This is a genomic window from Denitromonas halophila (genome assembly GCF_007625155.1).
GTDB classification, from domain to species: Bacteria; Pseudomonadota; Gammaproteobacteria; order Burkholderiales; family Rhodocyclaceae; genus Nitrogeniibacter; species Nitrogeniibacter halophilus.
The window spans coordinates 150,389-170,924 of record NZ_VMNK01000003.1; the positions used below are offsets into that span (position 1 = coordinate 150,389).

The window sequence follows — 20,536 nt, forward strand, 5'->3', positions numbered from 1 at the left end:
GGACCATGCTACCAGCGCGCACGGCAACGCATCCGCTGTCACACTGTCTACCGATGCCGGCACAGACCGGCCGCCCGAGAACCCGACAGAGTGAGCCCATGAACGCCCCCCATCCGGATGCGCCCGCACGCGCGCACCGCCTCGACGCCCTGCCCTTCGACAACAGCTTCGCGCGCCTGCCCGGGGCCTTCTACACCCGCCTCGCCCCCTGGGGCCTGCCCGAGGCCCGCCTGGTGGCGGTGAGCGATGCAGCCGCCGCGCTGATCGGCCTGCACCCGGAGGAGACCGCCACGCCAGCCTTCGTCGCCGCCATGGCCGGCAACACGCCGCTGCCCGGCAGCGACACGCTGGCGGCGGTGTATTCGGGCCATCAGTTCGGCGCCTGGGCCGGCCAGCTCGGTGACGGGCGCGCCCACCTGCTCGGCGAGGTGCGCACGCCGCACGGCCCGTGGGAGCTGCAACTCAAGGGCGCCGGGCGCACGCCCTATTCGCGCATGGGCGACGGCCGCGCGGTGCTGCGCTCGTCGATCCGCGAATTTCTCTGCTCCGAGGCCATGGCCGCGCTCGGCATCCCCACCACGCGCGCGCTGAGTCTGGTCGCCTCCGACCTGCCGGTGCCGCGCGAGACCATGGAAACCGCCGCGGTGGTGACGCGCATGGCGCCGAGCTTCGTGCGCTTCGGCTCCTTCGAGCACTGGACCGCCAACAAGCGCACCGACGAACTGCAGCAGCTGGCCGACTACGTCATCGACCGCTTCTACCCCGCCGCCCGCGACGCCGCCAACCCGGCCGTGGCGATGCTCGCCGAGGTCAGCCGCCGCACCGCCACGCTGATGGCGCAGTGGCAGGCGGTGGGCTTCATGCACGGGGTGATGAACACCGACAACATGTCCATCCTCGGCCTCACGCTCGATTACGGCCCCTTCGCCTTCATGGATGGCTTCGACGCCGACCACATCTGCAACCACACCGACCGCGGCGGCCGCTACCGCTACAGCGCACAGCCGCACATCGCGCACTGGAACCTGCACGCCCTCGGCCACGCGCTGATGCCGCTGATCGGCGACGCCGACGCACTGGACACGGCCATCGACACCCCCTTTGTGGAGACCTACAACCGCGAGTTCCTCGCCCGACAGGGGGCCAAACTGGGACTGACCGACACGCGCGACGACGACGAAGTACTCATCGGCCGGCTCTTAGGCCTGCTCCACGCCCATCACACCGACTACACCTTGTTCTTCCGCGCCCTCGGTGAGTTGCCAGCCGTCGCCGGCACGCCCGCGCAAGACGCGCCCGTGCGCGACCTCATCGCTGACCGTGCCGCCTGCGATGCGTGGCTCGCAAGCTGGCGTGCCCGGCTGGCGCAAACGCCACGACCCGACGCCGAACGTCGCGCTGCCATGCACGCAGTCAATCCCAAATATGTGTTGCGCAACTGGGTGGCCGAGACCGCGATCCGCGCCGCGCAGGCCGGTGATTTCGCCCCCCTGCACCGCATTCACGCCTGCCTGCAGCGCCCCTTCGACGAACAGCCCGAAAACATAGAATTCGCCGCCCCGCCGCCAGACTGGGCGCAGTCGCTGTCGGTGAGTTGTTCGAGCTGAGCGGCAAGGCAGCTCGCCGCGGGGCGTTGTTCGGCGGATGCGCGGCGCTTATCCGCCCTACGGGGCCGGGGAGTTCGCGACAGGTTTCAACCCGCCTTACCCCTCACCGTCGACACGCCATCCGCGTGCCCGGCAGCAGCATCAGCACCAGAAAACTCACCAGCAACCCGAGCACCAGCAGCGTGCCCTCGCCCGGCAGGCGCGACAGCGAATAGTGCTGCGACACCCATAGCCCCATGCGCACGAGCTGAAACCCCGCCGCGGCGACGCCCAGCCACCAGGCCCAGGCGAAGCGCTTCCACACGCCAAAGATGATCAGCACGATGACGGCCGTGGTCAGCCACAGCATCGGGGTGCCGAAGCTCACCCGCAGGGTCAGCGCGTCGCCCGAGACGGCGGCGCGAAACAGCGAGGTGCCGGGCACGGCGAGGAGATAGACCAACGCAATGGCGATGGCCAGAAAGAAGCGGGCGTTGAGCATGATCGATAGGCCGCAGGATTCAGAGGGAGGCAAGCATAGCCGAGTCGCGCCGGGGCGGCGAGACAGCGCCGCCGCACACATGAAATGCGCTGGCGGCGCGCACAGCATTCTTCGCCAGTCGGGCGCGGCGCTGGCGCTAGGGTGTCATCACCCCAACCTCCTCTGGAGAATAAAATGACAACCCCATCCTGGCGCTCGCCCGCGCTGGTCATCGTCTGTGGCGGGCTGATCCTCAGCCTGGCGCTGGGCATGCGCCACAGCTTCGGGCTGTTTCTGCAGCCGATGAGTTTCGACTATGGCTGGGGGCGCGAAACCTTTGCCTTTGCCATTGCCCTGCAGAACCTGCTGTGGGGCATCGCCCAGCCCTTTACCGGCATGATCGCCGACCGCTTCGGCGCCGGCCGCGTGGTGGTCTTCGGCACGCTGGCCTATGTGGCCGGGCTGGTGCTGATGCCGCTGTCCGACAGCGGCGTCACGCTCAGCCTGTCGGCCGGCCTGCTGGTCGGCCTGGGGCTTAGCGGCACCGGTTTCAGCATCATTTACGGGGCCATCGGCCGCACGGTGCCGCCGCACCGACGCACCGCCGCGCTGGGCACGGCCGGCGCGCTCGGCTCGCTCGGCCAGTTCGCCATGCTGCCTTTCGCGCAGCACCTGATCAGCAGTGCCGGCTGGGCCGACGCGCTGTGGGTGCTGGCCGCCACCGTGGCCGTCGCGCTGCTGCTGGCGGTGGCCATGGCCGAGCCGCGCGCCGCCGCCACCCCCTCGGCCACACCGCCGCAGGGCCTGTGGAGCGCGCTGGCCGAGGCCTTTTCTCACCGCGGCTTCTGGCTTCTCGGGCTGGGCTTTCTGGCCTGCGGCTTCCAGCTGGCCTTCATCGGCAACCACCTGCCGGCCTTCCTGACAGACCAGGGGCTGAACGCCAATGTCGGCATGCGCGCGCTGGCGCTGGTCGGTCTGTTCAACGTGCTCGGCACCTGGGCCTGGGGCCAGATGGGGGTGCACTGGCGGGCCAAGAATCTGCTCAGCATTCTCTACCTGCTGCGCGCCGGGCTGACCGCCGCCTACATGGTCCTGCCAGTCACCGCCACCACCACCTATGTGTTCGCTGCCGGCATGGGCTTTCTGTGGCTGGGCACGGCGCCGCTGACCAGCGCCGTGCTGTCGCAGATCTTCGGCGTGCGCTATATCTCTACGCTGTTCGGCTTCGTCTTCTTCAGCCACCAGGTGGGCAGCTTCCTCGGCGTGTGGCTGGGCGGCCTGGTGTTCGACGCCACCGGCAGCTACGACGTGGTGTGGACGCTGTCGGTCGGCCTTGGCGTGCTGGCCGCGCTGCTGCACTACCCGATCGACGACCGCACGCCGGCCGCCACCCCAGTGCCGGCGGGTCGCGCCGCGTGAAACACCCCGGCCTCTGGCTGGCCCTGGCGATGACGGCGGTGGCACTGCTCGCCGCCCGCGCCTGGACCTCGCCCGATCTGCTGCTGGCGCTGCAGTCGCTGGGGGCGCTGTGCCGTTAGGCCACGGCCAGCGCCACCAGCGCAGCGGCGGCGCGGCGCGCCAGCTCCTTGCGCTGGCCGCGCTCGGTGAGCGTGATGGCGTAGTGGCCGGCATCGATCTGCGCTGGGTGGAGCGGACGCAGCTGACCGCTGGCAACATAGGGCGCCACGCTCAAGGTGCTGAGCAAGGCGGGGCCGCCGCCGGCCAGGCAGGCTTCGAGCGCGCTGAGCGGGTCGTCCAGCATCACGCCGTAATGCAGCGGCGCGCTGTGGCCGAAGGCGGTGACACACCAATCGGACCACTCGACCACGGTTTGCCGCAGCAGCGTCTGCTGCTGGAGCTCGCCGAGGCTCACCGGACTGGACAGCGGTGAACGGGCGTCGACATACGCACCAATGCGGGCGCCGAACAGGCGGGTGAGGCCGGACGCGAGCGGATCGGCGACCAGCTCGATGAGAATGTCGGTGCGCGGGTCGGCCGGGGCATTGGGCAATCGCGTGGCGCTCAGTTCCACCTGCAGCCGGGGCAGATCCAGGGCCTGGCGCAGGGCCGCCAGCTGGGCGGTCAGCCAGGTGGCGCCGAGCACCGGCGTGACATCGATGTGCAGCGTCTGCTGGGCATTGTGGCGCAGGGCGTGGGTGGCACGGCGAAACTCCGCCACCAGCGCGCTCAGTTCATGCTGGCAGGCGGCGGCCGCAGCGGTTGGCGCCACGCCACGCCCGCGCCGCGCCAGCAGGGCGATGCCCAGGGTGCGCTCGAGCTGGCGGATGCGATGGCTGATCGCCGAGGGCGTCACCGACAGCTCGTCGGCCGCCCGCGCCAGCGAGCCCAGGCGCAGGCTGGCCTCGAGTGCCAGCAGTTCCCGCAAGGGCAGATCACGCAATAATGAACGACTCATCGACTGGAGCCTCCTTGAATGTCGACACCGCCCGCCCCCTTGCCACCGTTGCATGCGCTGGCCGCCTTCGAAGCGCTGGTGCGCCACGGCTCCGTGGCGCGGGCGCTGAGCGAGCTGGGGGTCAGCCGCGCCGCGCTGACCGGCTCGCTGGCGCTGCTCGAAGCGCGCACCGGCATGCAGTTGTTGATCCGCCACAGCCCGACCGTCGAGCTGACCGACGAGGGCCTGGCCTACTACCATGCGGCGGCGGCCTTTGCGCGCGGCGCGGCCGACTGGCTGCACGGGCTGGGCAGCGGCTTTGCCACCGAGGTGCGCATCGCCGCCAGCCCGGGCGTGGCGCGGCTGTGGCTGGCACCGAAGCTCGATGCCCTGCGCGCGGCCTGCCCCGGCGTGGCGCTGACCCTGTCGGCGAGCGAGTCCTTGTCCGACCTCGATCGCAGCGAGTGTGACATTGCCATTCGCTACTGTCATCCGGCAGACCATGAAGACAGCCGCATCCTGTGGCAAGAAACGCTCGGCGTGCTCGCCCCGGCCAGCCGCGCACTGGCGCTTGGGCTGCGTGCCCTGCCTGAACTGCTGGCCAGCGAGCCGCTGATCGAGCATGCCTTCCTGCCGTGGACGCGGCTGGCGCGGCAGCTCGGGCTTGCCGAACTGCCGCGCCAGCCGGTGCTGGTCTGTCATGATCTGTACGCCGCACTGCTGGCCTGCGCGCGCGGCGACGGACTGGCCCTGATGCCAGTGCAGCTGACGCAGGACTTCTGCGCCCGCCACGGCCTCAAAACCGTGCACCCGCTGCGCCTGCCCGACAAGAGCTATGTGCTGCTGGTGTCAGCGCGCGGGCAGGCCCGGCCGGTGGTGCAGGCCTGTGCCGACGCGCTCGCCGCGCTGGCGCAGCCCGTTGCCGAGTCGGACACAGGCCTCCCCCAGAGCGCGCAGGATCTGCCGCCCGACTGAATCATCGGCCACGCCAAGCACCAGCCAGGCCTCGCCCCGCCCGGAGACCACCACCGGCCCGGCGCCGCCGGCCGTGTGGACATCGCCCGCACGCAGCAGCACATCCCGGCCGGGGCGATACTCGGTCAGCCAGACGCTGCCCGCCCGGCATTCCACCATCGTCCCCGGCGGCAAGCGCAGCACCGCGCCGGGGTTCAGCTCGACCGTCCATTGCACATCATCTCTGGCAAGCATTGTCTTGTCCTCCACGAGATCCCATCGTCCCGGTGCCGGAAAAAGGCCGCCCCCGTGGGGGCGGGTCCGGGCCGTTGCTGACGCACCCGAAGGCGAAACGCCAAGGGAGGGATGGGACAAGGCCAGACTAAACATGCCCGTCGGCCGAGCATTGAATTCTGCTGGGCGCGCACGCAGCAGTTCTCACTTGAGGCGGCGCCACCGACGGCACCATGCCTGTCACCGACACTGACGGAGCAGGCCCCATGACATCTGCACAAGCGCAGCTGCCGCGCATCGAATTCTGGTTCGACCCGGCCAGCACCTATTCGTATATCGCGGCGGCCGACGTGGCCCGGCTGGAGGCTGAGGGGCGCGCCCACGTCGACTACCGCCCCTTCCTGCTCGGGCCGATCTTCGCCCGCCAGGGCTGGGCCGACTCGCCGTTCAATCTCTACCCCGCCAAGGGCGACTACATGTGGCGCGATCTGGCCCGCCTGTGCGCCGAGCGCCAGCTGCCGCTGCAACGGCCGAGCCGCTTCCCGCGCCACAGCGTGCTGTCGGCCGGCGTGGCCCTGGTCGGGCTGGATGCCGGCTGGGGCAAGCGCTTCGTGATGGCAATGTATCGGGCCAACTTCGGCGAGGACGTCGACATCGCCACGACCGACGGCCTGGCCCGCGTCTTGCGCGATCTGGACCTCGACCCCGCCCCCATCCTGGCCGACGCCAGCGCGCCGCCGATCCGCGCACGCTTGCGCGCTGCCACCGGCGAGGCCGTCGCGCGCGGGGTGTTCGGCGCGCCCAGCTTTTTCGCCGGCGACACCCTGTTCTGGGGCACCGACCGCCTCGACACCGCACTGCGCCACGCGCAGGCCTGATCCGGAGGACACGCCATGACCGACCACGCCCATTTCAGCTATCTGCACGCAATGGCCGACAAACCCTATGCCTATCTGTACCCGCCGCCAGCCGGCGTGGCACGCGAGAACGGCCGCTATGTCGAGCAACGCTGCCCGGTGGCCGATCTGCGCCGCGCCGGCGCCACCTCGCTCGACGTCGAAGGCTTCCGCCTGATCGAGCACCACAGCCAGATGGCAGACTTCCTCGACACCCGCGAGCTCACCGACACCTACTACCGCGAATGCGCCCTGCTGGCGCGCGCCCTGACCGGTGCCCGGCTGGCCATGGTCTTCGACCATCTGGTGCGCGAGCGCGAGCCCGACCGGCCGGCGCTGGGCTTCGGCCGCGAGGGCGCGGCGCCGGCCGCCGTCGGCCGGGTGCACAACGACTACACCGACGCCTCCGGCCGGCGCCGGCTGGAACGCCAGTGCCGCGGCATGGACGCCGGCGAATTCGCCGGCCGCTTCGCCATCGTCAACCTATGGCGGCCACTGGTGGATGAGGTGCGCGACACCCCGCTGGCGGTGTGCGATGCGCGCAGCGTGCGCGCCACCGAACGCGTCGCCGCCGACATCCACTACCCGCAGCGCAGCGGCGAGATCTACCTGCACACCTATTCACCCGCCCACCGCTGGTACTACGCCCCGCGCATGGGCCGCCACGAGGTACTGGCCTTCAAGTCCTATGACTCGGCCACCGACGTGGCGCGCTTCACCCCGCACGCCGCCTTCGACGAGCCGGACATCCCCGCAGGCACGCCGCCGCGGCGCAGCATCGAGGTGCGCGTGCTGCTCATTTACTAGGCTGACACTATCGCACGACGGGAGACGCCCCATGGCACACGACAAGATACTACTGGTCACCGGCGGCAGCCGCGGCATTGGCGCCGCGGTGGTCGAACGGGCCGCCATCGACGGCTACCGCATCTGCATCAACTACCAACGCAACCGCGCAGCCGCCGAAGCGGTGCAGGCGCGCGTCGCGGCATGCGGCGGCGAGGCCATGATCCACGCCGCCGACGTGGCCGACGAGGCCGCGGTGGTGGCAATGTTCGCCGCCATCGACCAGCGCTTCGGCCCGCTCACCCACCTGGTCAACAACGCCGCCGTGCTGGAGACGCAGATGCGTGTGGCCGACATGGACGCGGCGCGCTTGCAGCGGGTGCTCGCCTGCAATGTGATAGGCAGCTTCCTGTGCTGCCGCGAGGCGATCCGCCGCATGTCCATCCGCCACGGCGGTGCCGGCGGCGTGATCGTCAATGTATCCTCAGCGGCGGCGCGGCTGGGTTCGGCCGGCGAGTATGTCGACTACGCCGCCTCGAAAGGCGCCATCGACACGCTGACCACCGGGCTGGCCAAGGAGGTGGGGCCGGAGGGCATCCGCGTCAATGCGGTGCGCCCGGCCTTCATCGAGACCGCAATGCACGCCAGCGGCGGTGAGCCGGGTCGGGTTGCGCGCATCGCGCCGCAACTACCGATGGGCCGTGGTGGGCAGCCGGCGGAAGTGGCCGCGACCATCGTCTGGCTGCTCTCCGAGGCGGCGTCGTATGTCTGCGGCGCGCATGTCGACATGGCCGGCGGGCTGTGATCGCGCGCGCCTCACTCCCACTGCAGCTCGCGCAGTCGCCACTGGCCATCCTCACGCACCCACAAGCCCCGCAGTTGATAGATCCGCCCGGCCTCGGGGATCAGTCCGTCGGCGCCAGTGAGTACCACCGACGCATTCGACCAGGCTTGGTCGGGCGTGTGCGAGAGCGGCTCGACCGTCACGCCGGTGATCACCACGTGAATATTTTTGTAGCGCAAAAAATAGCCCGCGAGCAGGCGCTGCACGCCGCTCTTGTCGAGCTGTCCGGGATCGGTGCTGGGGCCGCCGCGAAAGGCGTCGGCGAGTTCGGCGCGGACAGTGGCGTTCTGATGCTCGGCAATGCCTTGTTCGATACGGCCAATGGCCTCGCCAATGGCTTGTTCCGGCGAGGTTTTCTGGCACGCGGCGAGGGCTGCAAGCAACACCAGACAGAGGCATGAACGGGCGAGTCGGGGCAGGGGGATTTCGAGCGGACGCATGGCCACATCATACGGTGGCCTCGAGTCGCGCGTCCAAGGCAAAAAACCGCCAGGAACGGCCCGCCGGGCGGCACGGACGACACCACGCCCGTCTTGCAATCGACCGCTGGGGTGCTACACCAAGTACACAGAACCAGAAAAATATGACGATGGCGCGCGACTTTGCTGCGAGGCGGCGCCATCTCCCGATCAGAGCCCCTTTACCCCGAACGTTTTCGGGGGTTCGCGGCAAAGCGCTTCACTGCGCGCGCCGTTTTGGGCCGGTCGTCACCGCGTGTCACGGAGGCCCGACATGGTCCGCCTGTTTCTGCTTGTCATCGCCCTGTCTGCCAGCTTCATTGCCCCTGTGGGCCGCCTCGCTCATGCCGCACCGGTGGTGCACGAGCAGGACATTCCCTACTTCGATTCCTGTGCACGCGAGGGTTTGAACGCCTCGGAGTGCGCCGGCCGGCTGATCTGGTTCAAGGCCACCGCAGGCAACGATCGCTTCCACACCTATGTGTTCCAGCAGCGCGTGGGCGTGTTGATCGACTGGTTCCGCGTGCTGCGCTCCGATGAGCGCGGCGAACGCTTCCGCGCCTGGGGCGGCATCAACGACCCGAGCTGCTGTACGCCGGGCGACGCCAACTGCCCAGCCAAGAGCCTGGACGAGACCTATGGCCTCGACTGGTGCCCAGGTGACGAGGAACTGCTCAAGTATGTGGGCAAGGCCGGCTACACCGACCCGGCCTGCGACTTTCACGACGCGCCGCTGGCCGAGGGCGATGTGCACGGCCCCAAGGACCAGCGCCAGAGCGCCTGTGACCTCAAGTTCGGCACCTCCACCGGCATGCTCGGCATCCGCAAGTTTCCCAACCCGCGCTTCGACCGCGACAAGTGGGTCAAACTCAACGGCAGCGCCGGCAGCTGGGAAGGCTACAACCGCAAGATCCCGGCCGCCGGCGGCTCGGACGAACCGGCCAAGAGCCGCCTGCTCGACGGCGCGGTCGAGCCACCCTACCTGATTGGCACCGCCTGCGGCTCCTGCCATATTTCCTTCGACCCGCTCAACCCGCCGGCTGACCCGGCCAATCCCAAGTGGGAAAACATCAAGGGCCTGCTCGGCAATCAGTACTCGCGCATCTCCGAGATCATGGTCTCGGGCATGGCCAGCAACACGCTCGAATGGCAGATGTTTGCCCACGCCAGGCCGGGCACCTCCGACACCTCCGCCATCCCCAACGACCAGGTGAACAACCCTGGCTCCATGAACGCGCTGATCAACATCCCGCAGCGGCCGGTGTTCATGGGCGAGAAGGTGCTCAAATGGCGCAAGACGAACAGCTGCGAGGGCAAGGCGGGTGCGACTTGCTGGTGCGAGCCGGGGCGCGAGGGCAAGTGCTGGGAGAAGTCGCTCAAGGAGGAAACCGTGCATCACATCCTCAAGGGCGGCGAGGATTCAATCGGCGCGCTTGAAGCCATCCAGCGGGTGTATTTCAACATCGGCTCGTGCTCGGAGCAATGCTGGGTCAATCACCTGACCGACCTGCGGGTGGCCGACCCGCAGCAACGCGGCTTTGGCCAGACGCCTTTCAACATTGGCCAGTGCCGGCGTGACTGCCCGAATTTCCGCGCGATTGAAGACCGGCTCGGCAATATCCTCGACTTCTTCATGTCGGCCGAAGCACGCAACACCGACCTGCGCGAAGCGCGCGAGACCGGCCTGCGCAAGGCCGACCCGGCCGCCACCTACGCCACGCAAGACCTGATCGCCGACCTGGAAAAAGAGTTTGGCGACGGCGCCGTAGCCCGCGGGCAACAGGTGTTTGCCACCACCTGCGCACGCTGCCACTCCAGCCAGCCCGAAGCGGCGGCCGGGCAGTTCGACGCGCTGGACTTCTACAAGATGGACGAGAAGAGCGGCCTGCGCACCGACTGGCTGGGCAATGACGCGCCCACGCTGGTCTCCGAGGTCGGCACCTTCCGCTGCCGCGCCCTGCACAGCAATCACATGACCGGCAAGATCTGGCAGGAGTACGGCTCCGAGACCCTGCGCGCCCAGCCGCCCGACCCCAACCTGGCCGAGCCGGCCGACGGCGGGCGCAGCTACTACCGCAACATCTCGCTGCTCAACCTGTGGGCGCACGCTCCCTTCCTGCACAACAACGCGCTCGGCCCCGAGCTGTGCGGCAAGCCGGCCAACAAGGCCAACGCCTTCTACGCCATGCGCCCGCGCTATGTCGACGGCGACACCCTGTCGCTGCTGCCGCCCGACCAGCAACCGGCCTGCTGGGAGTACGACCCCAGCGTCGAGGGTCGCTACAAACTCTACAAGGCGAGCATGGACGAGCTGCTCAACCCAGCCAAGCGCATCCCCAAGGTGACGCTGCTCAATGAAGACGTGACCTTGCGCGTCGGCCCGCGGCTGTGGGACGGCACCGAGAAGGAGAAGCTGGTCGGCTTCTCGCTCACCATCCCGGCGGTCATCGACGGGCGCGGCGTCAATGCCGGCACGGTGGGCAACTTCCAGCACAAGACCTTCGTGGTCGACCTGGTGCAGGCCAAGTTCAAGCCCAAGGAGGTCGAGGCACGGCTGGTCAAGCAATGGGGGCCGGATGCCGGCAAGCGCATCTTCACCGACCTCAAGGGCATCACCGAAGAGGTGAGCAGCCAGCCCAATGGTCTGGTCGAGGCGCTGAAGAAGCGGCCCTACCTGGTCAAGCAGATCTACTCCTCCTGCTTTGCCGAGATCGAAAACGCCGGTCACCGCTTTGGCGAAGACCTCTCCGACGCCGACAAGAAGGCACTCACCGCCTTCCTGGCCACCCTGTAAGCGAGGAGGATCGCCATGACAACGCACCGCACCGCCCGCCTCCTCGCCATCGCCGCCGCCCTCGCCCTGCTCGCCGGCTGCGGCGCCAAGGAAGACAAGACCCCGCCAGCGATCAGCTTCGCGCCCTACGGCGAGGCCCACAACGCCAAGCCCGATTTCGCCGAACTCGAAGCGCAACACCCGCTGTCGGTCGAAGAGCTGTACAAGATCACACCCAAGAACCTCGCCCTGCTCGAGCAGGAACAGGTCGACCAGATCTACGCGCGCCTGTCCGCCGGACCGATCCCCGAGGGTCCGTACGAGGGCGACCTGTTCTTTCCCAAGGGCGGCAGCGGCAAGCTGCGCCTGTCGGAGATTGCCGGCGGCGGGCTCAAGGGCTTGCTGGTGAACGTGGCCGGCAAAAAGCTCGACCTGATGGGCGAGATCCTGTGGAAGGGCAAGGTCTTCTACCGCGACGAGCGTCTGCTGCGTAACCGCATCGAAGACCTCAAGACCCTCAAGGCCGTCGGCCTGATCGAAGAGAGCGACGCCAACCCGCTGCAGGAGATCACCGTCAACGGCAAGGACCAGTGGCTGCTCTTCCCCGCGCAGCTGTATTGCGGCCAGAGCCTGCTCGACGGCCGGCGCGAGTCCATCATCATCGACTACGCCTTCACCGACCAGCTGCCCGGCTACCGCCGCATGCCCGACATGATGGCCGGGCGCGACGGCTTTGCCATCCGCGACGAAATCCGCATGATCCGCCCCGGGCTGTACCTTGGCCGCGCCTATATCGACCGTGCCTTCGTGGTGAACTTCGTGCTCTACAACAAGGCCGTGGACGAGGCCGGCAAGGCCGGCTACCTGGCCACAGGCAAGACGGCGGAAGACTGCTGGACCGGCACCCAGCACCGGCAACTCGTCGCCGCGGCGAAATGAGGCCGCGCCCATGCGCAGCGCGTGGCGAACGCTCGGCCTCCCGGTGCTGTGCTGGCTGTGGCTGGCGCCGTCCGCCGCCTGGGCCGAGGGCGCCTCGCTGTTCGCGCAACTGATGACCCCGCCCGGCCAGCCCGTCGCGCGCATCACCTACCCGATCGAAGCACTGGTCGCGCAACTGCGCGGGCAGGTCTCGAGCGGTGGCGGCGAGGCCGGCGATGGCCTGCCGCTGGTGCTGATTCCGCTCGGCCGCTCGCTGCAACGCCACACCGCCGGTGCCGCACACTATTTCGAAGCCCCCCGCGTGGTCGTCGCCGTCACCGGCGAGCCCACGCGCACCGACCGCCCCCTGCTGCGCGACCGGCTCTACCTCGGCTATCACGAAGCCGCCGGCGTGCTCGAGGTCATCAGCTACAACGACAGCGCCGGCCGCTTTGAATTCGAGATCGTGGACGACTACCGCGACGGCGCCACGCCCCGCCTGCGCGCCAGCAATCGCGGCCTGTGCCTGGCCTGCCATCAGAACGCCGCGCCGCTGTTCTCGCGCCAGACCTGGGACGAAACCAGTGGCAACGCCGCCATCGCGCGCCTACTCACTGCCGCCGGCCGCGACTTCTACGGTCTGCCCTGGCGTCACGGCGTGGACGTGGCCAATGCCATCGACGACGCCACCGACCGCGCCAACCTGCTGTCCATCGCGCAAACCGTCTGGCAACACGGCTGCGCCCACACCGACCGCCCCACCGCCGTGCGTTGCCGCGCCCGCCTGCTGTGGCGCACCCTGCTCGACCGCCTCGGCAGCCGAGCCAGCGGACGGATCGCCGACGATCCCGCGCTGGGCCCGCTGGCCGCCCACTGGACCCAACACTGGCCCGACGGCCTGCCGGTGCCGAACCCCGACATCCCCAACCGCCAACCCTTCGCCGCCACCCTGCCCTGGCAGGCACTGCCGACCGATCCCGCCGAGCTGCGCCGCGTCGCCGACGTGGCCGAGCGCTTCGACCCGCTCGCCCTGCGCCCACCGCTGGGCCACTGGCGCGCCAACGATGCCGCCACGCTGCCCAATGTCATCCACGCACTCGGCCAGTTCATTGCCGATGTCGACATCGCCGCACTCGATAACGCACTGCGCGGTGCGGCCGGCATGCACGCCGAAGCCCTCACCCTCGAGTGCAGCCGCCGCCCCCGCCCCGACCGCGAAGACCTCGACTGCCACCATGCCAGCGGTCTCGCCCTCAGCGCCCGGCGCAGCGCCGAGCTGCTCAAGATCGACCGCCTCGTACTCGGCGCCGGCCCGGCCCGCAACGCCGCACCATTTCGCCGTGGCGCCGACGGCCACTTTCACCCCACCGGCGCCGCCCCGCGCACCCCCGAGGGCGCAGCGCTGCGGCGCATCGAGATCACGCCGGAGCGCGTGCGCGTGCTGCTGACCGACGACCTCGCCACCGTCCGCGCCCATGTGGACCGCCTCGTCGCCGACACCCTCGCCGGGCGCAGCGACGCACTGGCCGACGCCCCGCTGCGCCGCGCCGCCGTGCTCTCGCCGCTGCTGCCCATGCCAGTCGAACACCCCGCCCCGGTGCCCACCCTGGCCGAACGCAGCAGCCCGGACGACCCCGAACTGGCGCCCTTCTACAAACACTGCGGCCTGTGCCACGACAGCACCGAGGCCTTCCCGCCCGGCTTTTTGCACGGCACCCGCGAGGCCGTGCGCGCGGCGGTCGACCGCTGTGCGCCACGCATGGCCCGCCGGCTGGCCATGTGGTCGGCCGCCGCCGGCGCACGCGAGAAAACCCCCATGCCGCCACCAGCCACCCCGCAGGCCGGCGACATCCAGCACAGCGGCGACTTGGCCTCGATGCGCCAATGGCTTGACGGCCGGCTGCAGGCCAACGGCCACAACCCGGCACAACTGGCCACCCGCCCCTATGCCGACCTGCCCGACTGTGCGGTCTTCTGAGAGACGACGCGATGGCCCATCTCGACACTGATACCCCGCCCCGCCGCCCCCACTGGCTCGGCCGCAGCCTGCTGTGGCTGCCCTGGGTGCTTGGTCTGGTCGGCGGCATCTACGCGCTCGGCCGCTTCACCGCCGACATCCCGGTCGCCTATGCCGACGCACCCAGCCACTTCAAGTACGGCTCGACCGGTGGTGAGCGCGAGTCGGGCTTTCCGTACTGGATCTGGAAGGTGTTGCCCAAGGTCTGCTCCGAGCACCTGCCCGGCGACGGCTACCGTTCGATCGGCTTCACCTACGAGCCGGGCAAGGATCTGCCCATTGGCGTATCGAAGCGCTTCAACCTCGGCATCGACCGCGTCTTCCTCAACTGCGCGGCCTGCCACGCCAGCACCGTGCGCGATGCGCCGGGCGCCGCGCCCAACATCTACCTCGGCATGCCGGCACACCGGCTCGATCTGAAAGGCTTCGAGACCTTCTTCTTCAACTGTGCGGCGGGGCCGAAGTTTCGCAGCGAGTTCATCGTCCCCGAGATCGAAGAAGCCGCCGGCGGCCTCAGCCCGCTCGACCGCTACGTGGTGTACCCGGTGGCGATCAGCCTGATGCGCGAGCGCCTGCTGATGCTCCGCGAGCGTTTCGCCTTCGCCTTCGCGCAGCCCGACTGGGGGCCGGGCCGGGTGGACACCTTCAACTCGGCCAAGATCCTGTTCAATTTCCCCATGCACCAGCTGCCCAAAAAAGAGCTGCTCGGCGCCTCGGACTTCCCCTCCATCTGGCTGCAAGGCCCACGCATGAAGCGTGACGACGGCCAGCGCATGGAGTTGCACTGGGACGGCAACAACACCCGCACCGAAGAGCGCAACAAGAGCGCCGCCTTCGGCACCGGCACCACCCCGCCCACCCTCGACCTGCGCGCCATCGGCCGTATCGAGCAGTGGCTACTCAATCTCTCCCCGCCGCCCTGGCCCTATGCCATCGACGCCGAAAAGGCGGAACGCGGCAAAGCCCTCTACACCGCCACCTGCGCCGCCTGCCATGGCGCGGGCGGGCGCGATTTTGCGGGCGAGTATGTCGGCCATGTCACGCCGATTGCCCACATCGCCACCGATCGCGCCCGACTCGACTCCTACACTTACACCCTGGCGGTGAACCAGAGCACGCTCTACGCCGGCTACCCGCACCGCTTCCAGCATTTCCGCAAAACCCATGGCTACGCCAACATGCCGCTCGACGGCCTGTGGCTGCGCGGCCCCTATCTGCACAACGGCTCGGTGCCCACCGTGCGCGACCTGCTCGAACCGGCCACCCTGCGCCCCACCACCTTCTGGCGCGGCAACGACATCATCGACCGCGACCGCCTCGGCTTTGTCTCCGACGTGGCCGCCGAACCCGCCCGCAGCTACTTCCTGTTCGACACCACCGAACCCGGCAACGGCAACGGCGGCCACGAAGGCGCGGCCTACGGCACCACGCTGGCGCCCGAGGACAAGGACGCCATCGTCGAATATCTGAAGACCTTCTGAGGGCCGGAGAATGAACACCCTCCCACAAAAACGTAGCCCGGATGCAGCGCAGCGCAATCCGGGAGCATCCGCCCGAGCGGGCACACCCGCTGTCAACGCAAGGCATCGGATGACCCAAAAGCCTTTGGGACTCGGCACGCGGCTCCCGGATTCCGGCCTTCGGTCTGCATCCGGGCTACGGTCTGACGCGGACAGTCGGATCTTCCAGGAACCATTGGCGCTCGATACGCCGATCCCGGATTCCGCTACGCTGCATCCGGGCTACGCCCCAAGGAGCCGCCCATGAGCACCCAACCCAAACCCCGCCGCACCTGGCTCGCCGTGCTCGGCCTGCTGCTCATCATCGGCATCGCCGCCGGCGTCTACGGCTGGGTCAAATTCTTCCGTGAAGTGCCGCAGCCGGCTTGGATCACCGACAACCCCGAGATGCGCTTCAAGTACGGCTCGATCGGCGCCGAGGCTGACGCCGGCATTCCGTACTGGATCTTCTATGTGCTGCCGCGCGTCTTCCCCGACAAGCTCCCCGGCCCCGGCGGCTACGCCAGCTTTGGCGTCGCCTGGGAACAAGGCATGGAGCTGCCCGTCGGCTTCACCAAAAAAACCATCGGCTTCGACCGCGTCGCCAACACCTGCGCCGTGTGCCACACCGCCACCTACCGCACATCGGTCGATTCCAACCCGGTATTCGTGCCCACCGGCCCCAACCACACGCTCGATCTGGCCGCCTTCTTCCGCTTTCTGATTGACTGCGCCAAAGACCCGCGCTTCGACCCCGACGTGCTCATGCGCGAAATCAATCTGGTCACCGACCTGAGCTGGGACGACGCGCTCATCTACCGCTACCTGCTGATCCCCATCACCAAAAAGCGCCTGCTCGAACGCCAGACCCAGTTCGCCTGGCTCTACCACAGCGCCTTCCCCGACTGGGGGCGCGGCCGCGACGACTCGATGAACCTCACCAAGTACTTCATGATCGAGTGGCCGATGGACGAAACCTTCGGCCCCACCGACATGCCGTCAATCTGGAACCTCGGCAAATACCAGGCCGACAAGGGCCACCGCATGAACTTCGCCGGCGACAGCCACAACGCCTATTCGGTGGTCATCGACTCCGCCCTCGGCCTGCTCGGCGCGCCGCCCAAGGACAATGCCGAATTCCTCGCCCAGATCGACTGGATGCTCGACTACCTCAAGGCCGCCCGCGCCCCGGCCTACCCCTTCGCCATCGACACCGCGCTGGCCGAGCAAGGCAAAGCCGTGTTCGACGCCACCTGCGCCGGCTGCCACGCCTCGGAGCGCACCGGCACGGTGGTGCCCGTCGAAGAGGTCGGCACCAGTCGCGACCGCATGGACACCTGGAATGAAAAGGCCGCGTATGAAGCCAACAAGGTCGTCACCGACATGGGCATCCAACGCGAAGGCCTGGTCGAAGAACCCCTGCGCGGCTATGTCGCCGCCTTCCTCGACGGCATCTGGCTACGCGCCCCCTACCTGCACAACGGCTCGGTGCCGACGCTACGCGACCTGCTCGAGCCCCCCGAGCGCCGCCCGGTCACCTTCTGGCGCGGCTACAACTTGTACGACCGCGAGCGCGTCGGCTACATCACCGCCGGTGAGGATGCCGAGTACTACGGCAGCCTGCACGACACCCGGCTCAAGGGCGGCGGGAATCAGGGGCACAACTACGGCACGGGCTTGCCCGATGAGGACAAGACGACGCTGGTGGAGTATTTGAAGACGCTGTGAGGATGGGCGCCCGGCCGGGGGGCGGCGACTTCACTTGCGCTTTCGTGCCGCCTTCGCCCGCACTACCGGCTCACCGAAAACCTCCGTTCTTGCCGCTTGCCAGATGGCGATGATCGCCGGGCGGGTGAGTTTGCCTTCGGTGGTGATGGCGTAGAGTTGCTCGACCACGGCGTCGATCTGGCCGATCACGTCGACACCGTATTGCCCGCACACGTAGTCGTTGGTGGCGCTTGGCGCAACGAAGAAGCCGACACCGGCCTGGCCGAAGGCCTTGAGCAGGGCGCTGTCGTCGAATTCGGCGACAACGCGCGGCCGAATCCCCTGCCCATCGAACCATTCACTCAAGGGGGCGTGAATGGCGGTGTCCTCGCCCGGCATCAGAAAAGGGGCGTTGTCCAGACACGCCGGACACGCCCCAGGGTGTGCTTCGCGCAATGCCGGGGTCCCCATCACCGACAGGGGGCTTTCACCGAGCAGGTGGTTGAAGCCGCGCACGCTCAGGCGCGCGGGCATGGGGCGGTCGGCAATGACCAGGTCGAGCCGGTGGATCGCCAGATCGGCGAGCAAGGTATCGAGCCGGCCTTCACGACAGGTGAGTTTGACCGGGTCATCCAGACGCAACGCGGGAGAGACCAGGCGGTAGGCCACGGCCTTGGGCACCGAATCGGCAATGCCGATGCGTAGCGGCTGGGTATCGCGCGTGGTGGTGTCGCCGACGATGTCGAGGATTTCATCGCCCAGCGAAAAGATGGTTTCGGCGTGTTCGAGGATGCGCTTGCCGGTCATCGACACCGTCAAGCGCCGGCCTTCACGCTCAAACAGCTTGGCGCCCAGACTGGCTTCCAGCGCCGTGATCTGGCTGCTGATGGCGTGCGGCGTGAGGTGGAGCGACTCGGCGGCACGCGCAATGCTGCCGGCCCTGGCCACCGCCCAGAAGTAACGCAGGTGCTTGTAGTTGAGCGATGCCATGCGCCGACACCTCCAAAATATTGATGATTACGATCAGTATATTGGAGTTTTGTCGATGGATTGGCTGATCTAGAGTGAGATCGTCTTTCACCCACAGCAGGAGTTCATGATGCATGTCGACATCAAAAGCCAAGGCTTCGAAATGACCCCGGCTTTGCGCAATTACACGCTGCAGCGGCTGCAATCCTCGTTGGGCCGGATTCGCGACCGTGCCCGCCATGTCAGCGTGCATCTGTCCGATGAGAACGGTCCGCGCGGCGGCGTCGACAAGCGCTGCCTGGTCGCGATCCATATCGCCGGCGGCGCGCCGGTGGTGATCGAGGACACGCGGGAGGACATGTACAGCGCGATCGACCGGGTGTCGAAGCGCGCCATGAATTCGCTGATGCGCCGGCTCTCACGCACCCATGCCCGCCGGGGTCGCGAGTCGCGCCGCCCCGTAATGGACGCACTCGCCAACACCGACGAACCCGCCTGAACGGGCATGCCGACTGGTACGCCCGACCTCACGATCGAACAACACAAGGACTTTCAGTATGCGTAGCTACCCGAATGACAGCGCCGAAGCCGCGGCCCGGATCGTCTCCCTGGCGATGCTGGTCGATGGCGGACTCGACCCAGCGGAAACCGCCCAGCTCAAGCGCGCCGGCGTGCTTGAAGACATGGGCATGAGCGCGGAGCAGTTCGACGCCGTGGTGCACGACTTCTGCAACGACCTGCTGCAATGCTCGGCCTACTGGAGCGCAGGCCGCCTGCACATGCAGCCGGAAGTGATCGAACAGCTGCTGGGCGAAATCCAGCGCCCGGCGCACCGCCTGCGCCTGCTCGGCGCCATGCTCGACATCATCTCCGCCGATGGCCGCGTCACCCGCAGCGAAGCGGATCTGCTCACCCAGGCCCTGCGTCGCTGGGGCGATGGCCTGGAGCACTGAGGATTGCCTCCGCCACCGTGGCGCGGGCACAGAAAAAAGGAAGCACATCATGCCGAACCGATCTGTCAGCAACGTCATCGCCAACCGGTTTTTCATCGCAGCGCCCCTCGACATGAGCGTGGGCGATGCGGCCAGACTGATGCGGGAGCACCGCCAGGGCGCCGTCCTGGTGGCCGACGACGGCCACCTGCTCGGCATCTGCACCGAACGCGATATCGTGTTCGACGTCGTGGCCAACGGGCTCGACCCCTTCTGCACGCCAGTGAGCGCCGTGATGACCACCGATCCGGTCGCGATCGGACCGGACATGCCCTTCGGTCACGCACTGCACCTGATGTTTGAAGGCGGCTTCCGCCATGTGCCGGTGGTGGACATCAACGGCAAGGTGCTCGGCGTCATCTCGGCGCGGGACGCCCTCGAGATCGACATGATCCGCTTCAAGCAGGAGCTGGACCGACGAGAGGAACTGGCCGAAGTCCTCTGAACCGCCGTCGCCGCCCCCAACCAACGCCGCTGCAGCCGGCGCCACCCGCAGCACGGGCGCGAGCGAACCGGCACCGTCGTGCCCGTCGAAGACGGTTGGCACCAGCCGCGGCGGCATGGATACCTGGAATGAAGAGGCCGCATATGAAGCCAACAAGGTCGTCACCGACATGGGCATCGAGCGCGAGGGCCTGGTCGAAGAACCTCTGCGCGACGACGTGGCCGCCTTCCTCGACGGCATCTGGCTGCGCGCGCCCTACCTGCACAACGGCTCGGTGCCCACGCTACGCGACCTGCTCGAGCCGCCGGCCGCGCGCCCGGTGACGTTCTGGCGCGGCTACACCCTCTACGACCACGAACGGGTCGGCTACATCACCACCAGCGAAGACGCGGAGTACTACGGCAGTCTGCACGACACCCGGCTCAAGGGCGGCAGCAATCAGGGGCACGATTACGGCACCGGCTTGCCGGAGGACGACAAGGCGGCAGTGGTGGAATATTTGAAGACCCTGTAGGCGCAGCACCACATTCACGGGGCTGTCGATCGCTCATCTGCGTGCAAGCATTCATCCCGTTTGCGCGA

At 68.2% G+C, this 20,536-nt stretch carries 20 protein-coding genes and 1 pseudogene; 16 read left to right on the forward strand and 5 right to left on the reverse strand.

Annotation, left to right across the window (positions count from 1 at the left end; translation table 11 throughout):
* Window positions 1–98: 98 nt before the first annotated feature.
* Window positions 99–1,607, forward strand: a complete 1,509-nt coding sequence (locus FHP91_RS02765) for a protein adenylyltransferase SelO (RefSeq protein WP_144308140.1) — start codon at window positions 99–101, stop codon at window positions 1,605–1,607.
* Window positions 1,608–1,710: 103 nt separating this feature from the next.
* Here the strand turns inward: FHP91_RS02765 and FHP91_RS02770 are convergent, their stop codons facing one another.
* A complete protein-coding gene (locus tag FHP91_RS02770; protein WP_144308141.1) occupies window positions 1,711–2,088 on the reverse strand; it encodes a hypothetical protein in 378 nt (125 codons plus the stop codon).
* A 174-nt stretch (window positions 2,089–2,262) separates the two neighbouring features.
* On the opposite strand from FHP91_RS02770, the gene FHP91_RS02775 reads away from it, so the two are divergent.
* Complete coding sequence (locus FHP91_RS02775) at window positions 2,263–3,486, forward strand: MFS transporter (protein WP_144308142.1); 1,224 nt, start codon at window positions 2,263–2,265, stop codon at window positions 3,484–3,486.
* A complete protein-coding gene (locus FHP91_RS21585; protein WP_260851462.1) occupies window positions 3,483–3,605 on the forward strand; it encodes a hypothetical protein in 123 nt (40 codons plus the stop codon). The genes FHP91_RS02775 and FHP91_RS21585 overlap by 4 nt, the downstream gene beginning before the upstream one ends.
* On the opposite strand, the gene FHP91_RS02780 is transcribed toward FHP91_RS21585, so the two are convergent.
* Entirely contained in the window at window positions 3,602–4,483 is an 882-nt protein-coding gene (locus FHP91_RS02780) for a LysR family transcriptional regulator (protein WP_186301423.1), read from the reverse strand. The genes FHP91_RS21585 and FHP91_RS02780 overlap by 4 nt on opposite strands.
* 18 nt (window positions 4,484–4,501) lie before the next feature.
* Here FHP91_RS02780 and FHP91_RS02785 point away from each other — a divergent pair, with 18 nt between their 5' ends.
* A complete protein-coding gene (locus FHP91_RS02785) occupies window positions 4,502–5,437 on the forward strand; it encodes a LysR family transcriptional regulator (RefSeq protein WP_144308144.1) in 936 nt (311 codons plus the stop codon).
* A gap of 51 nt (window positions 5,438–5,488) precedes the next feature.
* On the opposite strand, the pseudogene FHP91_RS21660 reads toward FHP91_RS02785, so the two are convergent.
* Window positions 5,489–5,806: pseudogene (locus tag FHP91_RS21660) on the reverse strand (DUF2917 domain-containing protein); the annotation flags it as partial.
* Window positions 5,807–5,916: 110 nt separating this feature from the next.
* Between FHP91_RS21660 and FHP91_RS02795 the strand changes: the two are divergent.
* From FHP91_RS02795 to FHP91_RS02805, 3 genes are read left to right on the forward strand one after another with little or no spacing between them, the layout of a single operon-like run.
* Window positions 5,917–6,528, forward strand: coding sequence for a 2-hydroxychromene-2-carboxylate isomerase (locus tag FHP91_RS02795; RefSeq protein ID WP_144308146.1), 612 nt, complete (start codon window positions 5,917–5,919; stop codon window positions 6,526–6,528).
* A gap of 15 nt (window positions 6,529–6,543) precedes the next feature.
* A complete protein-coding gene (locus tag FHP91_RS02800; RefSeq protein ID WP_144308147.1) occupies window positions 6,544–7,353 on the forward strand; it encodes a CmcJ/NvfI family oxidoreductase in 810 nt (269 codons plus the stop codon).
* Between the two features lie 31 nt (window positions 7,354–7,384).
* On the forward strand, window positions 7,385–8,137 hold the full coding sequence (locus tag FHP91_RS02805; protein ID WP_144308148.1) for an SDR family oxidoreductase: 753 nt from the start codon (window positions 7,385–7,387) through the stop codon (window positions 8,135–8,137).
* Between the two features lie 11 nt (window positions 8,138–8,148).
* On the opposite strand, the gene FHP91_RS02810 is transcribed toward FHP91_RS02805, so the two are convergent.
* Window positions 8,149–8,616 carry a hypothetical protein gene (locus FHP91_RS02810; protein ID WP_144308149.1) on the reverse strand — a complete coding sequence of 156 codons (468 nt, stop codon included), beginning with the start codon at window positions 8,614–8,616 and terminating at the stop codon, window positions 8,149–8,151.
* A gap of 292 nt (window positions 8,617–8,908) precedes the next feature.
* On the opposite strand from FHP91_RS02810, the gene FHP91_RS02815 reads away from it, so the two are divergent.
* From FHP91_RS02815 to FHP91_RS02835, 5 genes are all read left to right on the forward strand, one after another.
* Window positions 8,909–11,428, forward strand: a complete 2,520-nt coding sequence (locus FHP91_RS02815) for a cytochrome c (protein WP_246116200.1) — start codon at window positions 8,909–8,911, stop codon at window positions 11,426–11,428.
* Between the two features lie 15 nt (window positions 11,429–11,443).
* Window positions 11,444–12,346, forward strand: a complete 903-nt coding sequence (locus FHP91_RS02820) for a hypothetical protein (RefSeq protein ID WP_144308150.1) — start codon at window positions 11,444–11,446, stop codon at window positions 12,344–12,346.
* A gap of 10 nt (window positions 12,347–12,356) precedes the next feature.
* A complete protein-coding gene (locus FHP91_RS02825; RefSeq protein ID WP_144308151.1) occupies window positions 12,357–14,303 on the forward strand; it encodes a hypothetical protein in 1,947 nt (648 codons plus the stop codon).
* Window positions 14,304–14,314: 11 nt separating this feature from the next.
* A complete protein-coding gene (locus tag FHP91_RS02830; protein WP_144308152.1) occupies window positions 14,315–15,823 on the forward strand; it encodes a c-type cytochrome in 1,509 nt (502 codons plus the stop codon).
* A 282-nt stretch (window positions 15,824–16,105) separates the two neighbouring features.
* Window positions 16,106–17,569, forward strand: coding sequence for a c-type cytochrome (locus FHP91_RS02835; RefSeq protein ID WP_144308153.1), 1,464 nt, complete (start codon window positions 16,106–16,108; stop codon window positions 17,567–17,569).
* 30 nt (window positions 17,570–17,599) lie between these two features.
* Here FHP91_RS02835 and FHP91_RS02840 read toward each other — a convergent pair whose 3' ends face one another.
* Window positions 17,600–18,538: a LysR family transcriptional regulator gene (locus tag FHP91_RS02840; RefSeq protein ID WP_144308154.1), complete on the reverse strand. Its 939-nt coding sequence runs from the start codon at window positions 18,536–18,538 to the stop codon at window positions 17,600–17,602.
* Window positions 18,539–18,647: 109 nt separating this feature from the next.
* On the opposite strand from FHP91_RS02840, the gene hpf reads away from it, so the two are divergent.
* The 4 genes from hpf (at window position 18,648) to FHP91_RS02860 (ending at window position 20,468) form a co-directional block, all read left to right on the forward strand.
* On the forward strand, window positions 18,648–19,016 hold the full coding sequence (gene hpf, locus FHP91_RS02845) for a ribosome hibernation-promoting factor, HPF/YfiA family (RefSeq protein WP_186301424.1): 369 nt from the start codon (window positions 18,648–18,650) through the stop codon (window positions 19,014–19,016).
* Between the two features lie 58 nt (window positions 19,017–19,074).
* The gene (locus FHP91_RS02850; protein ID WP_144308156.1) at window positions 19,075–19,470 is read left to right on the forward strand and encodes a tellurite resistance TerB family protein; all 396 of its coding nucleotides are present in this window, start codon (window positions 19,075–19,077) and stop codon (window positions 19,468–19,470) included.
* A 49-nt stretch (window positions 19,471–19,519) separates the two neighbouring features.
* A complete protein-coding gene (locus FHP91_RS02855; RefSeq protein WP_144308157.1) occupies window positions 19,520–19,954 on the forward strand; it encodes a CBS domain-containing protein in 435 nt (144 codons plus the stop codon).
* A 115-nt stretch (window positions 19,955–20,069) separates the two neighbouring features.
* Entirely contained in the window at window positions 20,070–20,468 is a 399-nt protein-coding gene (locus tag FHP91_RS02860) for a c-type cytochrome (protein ID WP_186301425.1), read from the forward strand.
* Window positions 20,469–20,536: the final 68 nt, after the last annotated feature.

What these genes read in the sequence shown, in the direction of transcription:
- FHP91_RS02765 (WP_144308140.1), top strand. Translation starts at nt 99, where the DNA reads ATGAACGCCCCCCATCCGGATGCGCCCGCACGCGCGCACCGCCTCGAC.
- FHP91_RS02770 (WP_144308141.1), bottom strand. Translation starts at nt 2,088, where the DNA reads ATGCTCAACGCCCGCTTCTTTCTGGCCATCGCCATTGCGTTGGTCTAT.
- FHP91_RS02775 (WP_144308142.1), top strand. Translation starts at nt 2,263, where the DNA reads ATGACAACCCCATCCTGGCGCTCGCCCGCGCTGGTCATCGTCTGTGGC.
- FHP91_RS02780 (WP_186301423.1), bottom strand. Translation starts at nt 4,483, where the DNA reads ATGAGTCGTTCATTATTGCGTGATCTGCCCTTGCGGGAACTGCTGGCA.
- FHP91_RS02785 (WP_144308144.1), top strand. Translation starts at nt 4,502, where the DNA reads ATGTCGACACCGCCCGCCCCCTTGCCACCGTTGCATGCGCTGGCCGCC.
- FHP91_RS02795 (WP_144308146.1), top strand. Translation starts at nt 5,917, where the DNA reads ATGACATCTGCACAAGCGCAGCTGCCGCGCATCGAATTCTGGTTCGAC.
- FHP91_RS02800 (WP_144308147.1), top strand. Translation starts at nt 6,544, where the DNA reads ATGACCGACCACGCCCATTTCAGCTATCTGCACGCAATGGCCGACAAA.
- FHP91_RS02805 (WP_144308148.1), top strand. Translation starts at nt 7,385, where the DNA reads ATGGCACACGACAAGATACTACTGGTCACCGGCGGCAGCCGCGGCATT.
- FHP91_RS02810 (WP_144308149.1), bottom strand. Translation starts at nt 8,616, where the DNA reads ATGCGTCCGCTCGAAATCCCCCTGCCCCGACTCGCCCGTTCATGCCTC.
- FHP91_RS02815 (WP_246116200.1), top strand. Translation starts at nt 8,909, where the DNA reads ATGGTCCGCCTGTTTCTGCTTGTCATCGCCCTGTCTGCCAGCTTCATT.
- FHP91_RS02820 (WP_144308150.1), top strand. Translation starts at nt 11,444, where the DNA reads ATGACAACGCACCGCACCGCCCGCCTCCTCGCCATCGCCGCCGCCCTC.
- FHP91_RS02825 (WP_144308151.1), top strand. Translation starts at nt 12,357, where the DNA reads ATGCGCAGCGCGTGGCGAACGCTCGGCCTCCCGGTGCTGTGCTGGCTG.
- FHP91_RS02830 (WP_144308152.1), top strand. Translation starts at nt 14,315, where the DNA reads ATGGCCCATCTCGACACTGATACCCCGCCCCGCCGCCCCCACTGGCTC.
- FHP91_RS02835 (WP_144308153.1), top strand. Translation starts at nt 16,106, where the DNA reads ATGAGCACCCAACCCAAACCCCGCCGCACCTGGCTCGCCGTGCTCGGC.
- FHP91_RS02840 (WP_144308154.1), bottom strand. Translation starts at nt 18,538, where the DNA reads ATGGCATCGCTCAACTACAAGCACCTGCGTTACTTCTGGGCGGTGGCC.
- hpf (WP_186301424.1), top strand. Translation starts at nt 18,648, where the DNA reads ATGCATGTCGACATCAAAAGCCAAGGCTTCGAAATGACCCCGGCTTTG.
- FHP91_RS02850 (WP_144308156.1), top strand. Translation starts at nt 19,075, where the DNA reads ATGCGTAGCTACCCGAATGACAGCGCCGAAGCCGCGGCCCGGATCGTC.
- FHP91_RS02855 (WP_144308157.1), top strand. Translation starts at nt 19,520, where the DNA reads ATGCCGAACCGATCTGTCAGCAACGTCATCGCCAACCGGTTTTTCATC.
- FHP91_RS02860 (WP_186301425.1), top strand. Translation starts at nt 20,070, where the DNA reads ATGGATACCTGGAATGAAGAGGCCGCATATGAAGCCAACAAGGTCGTC.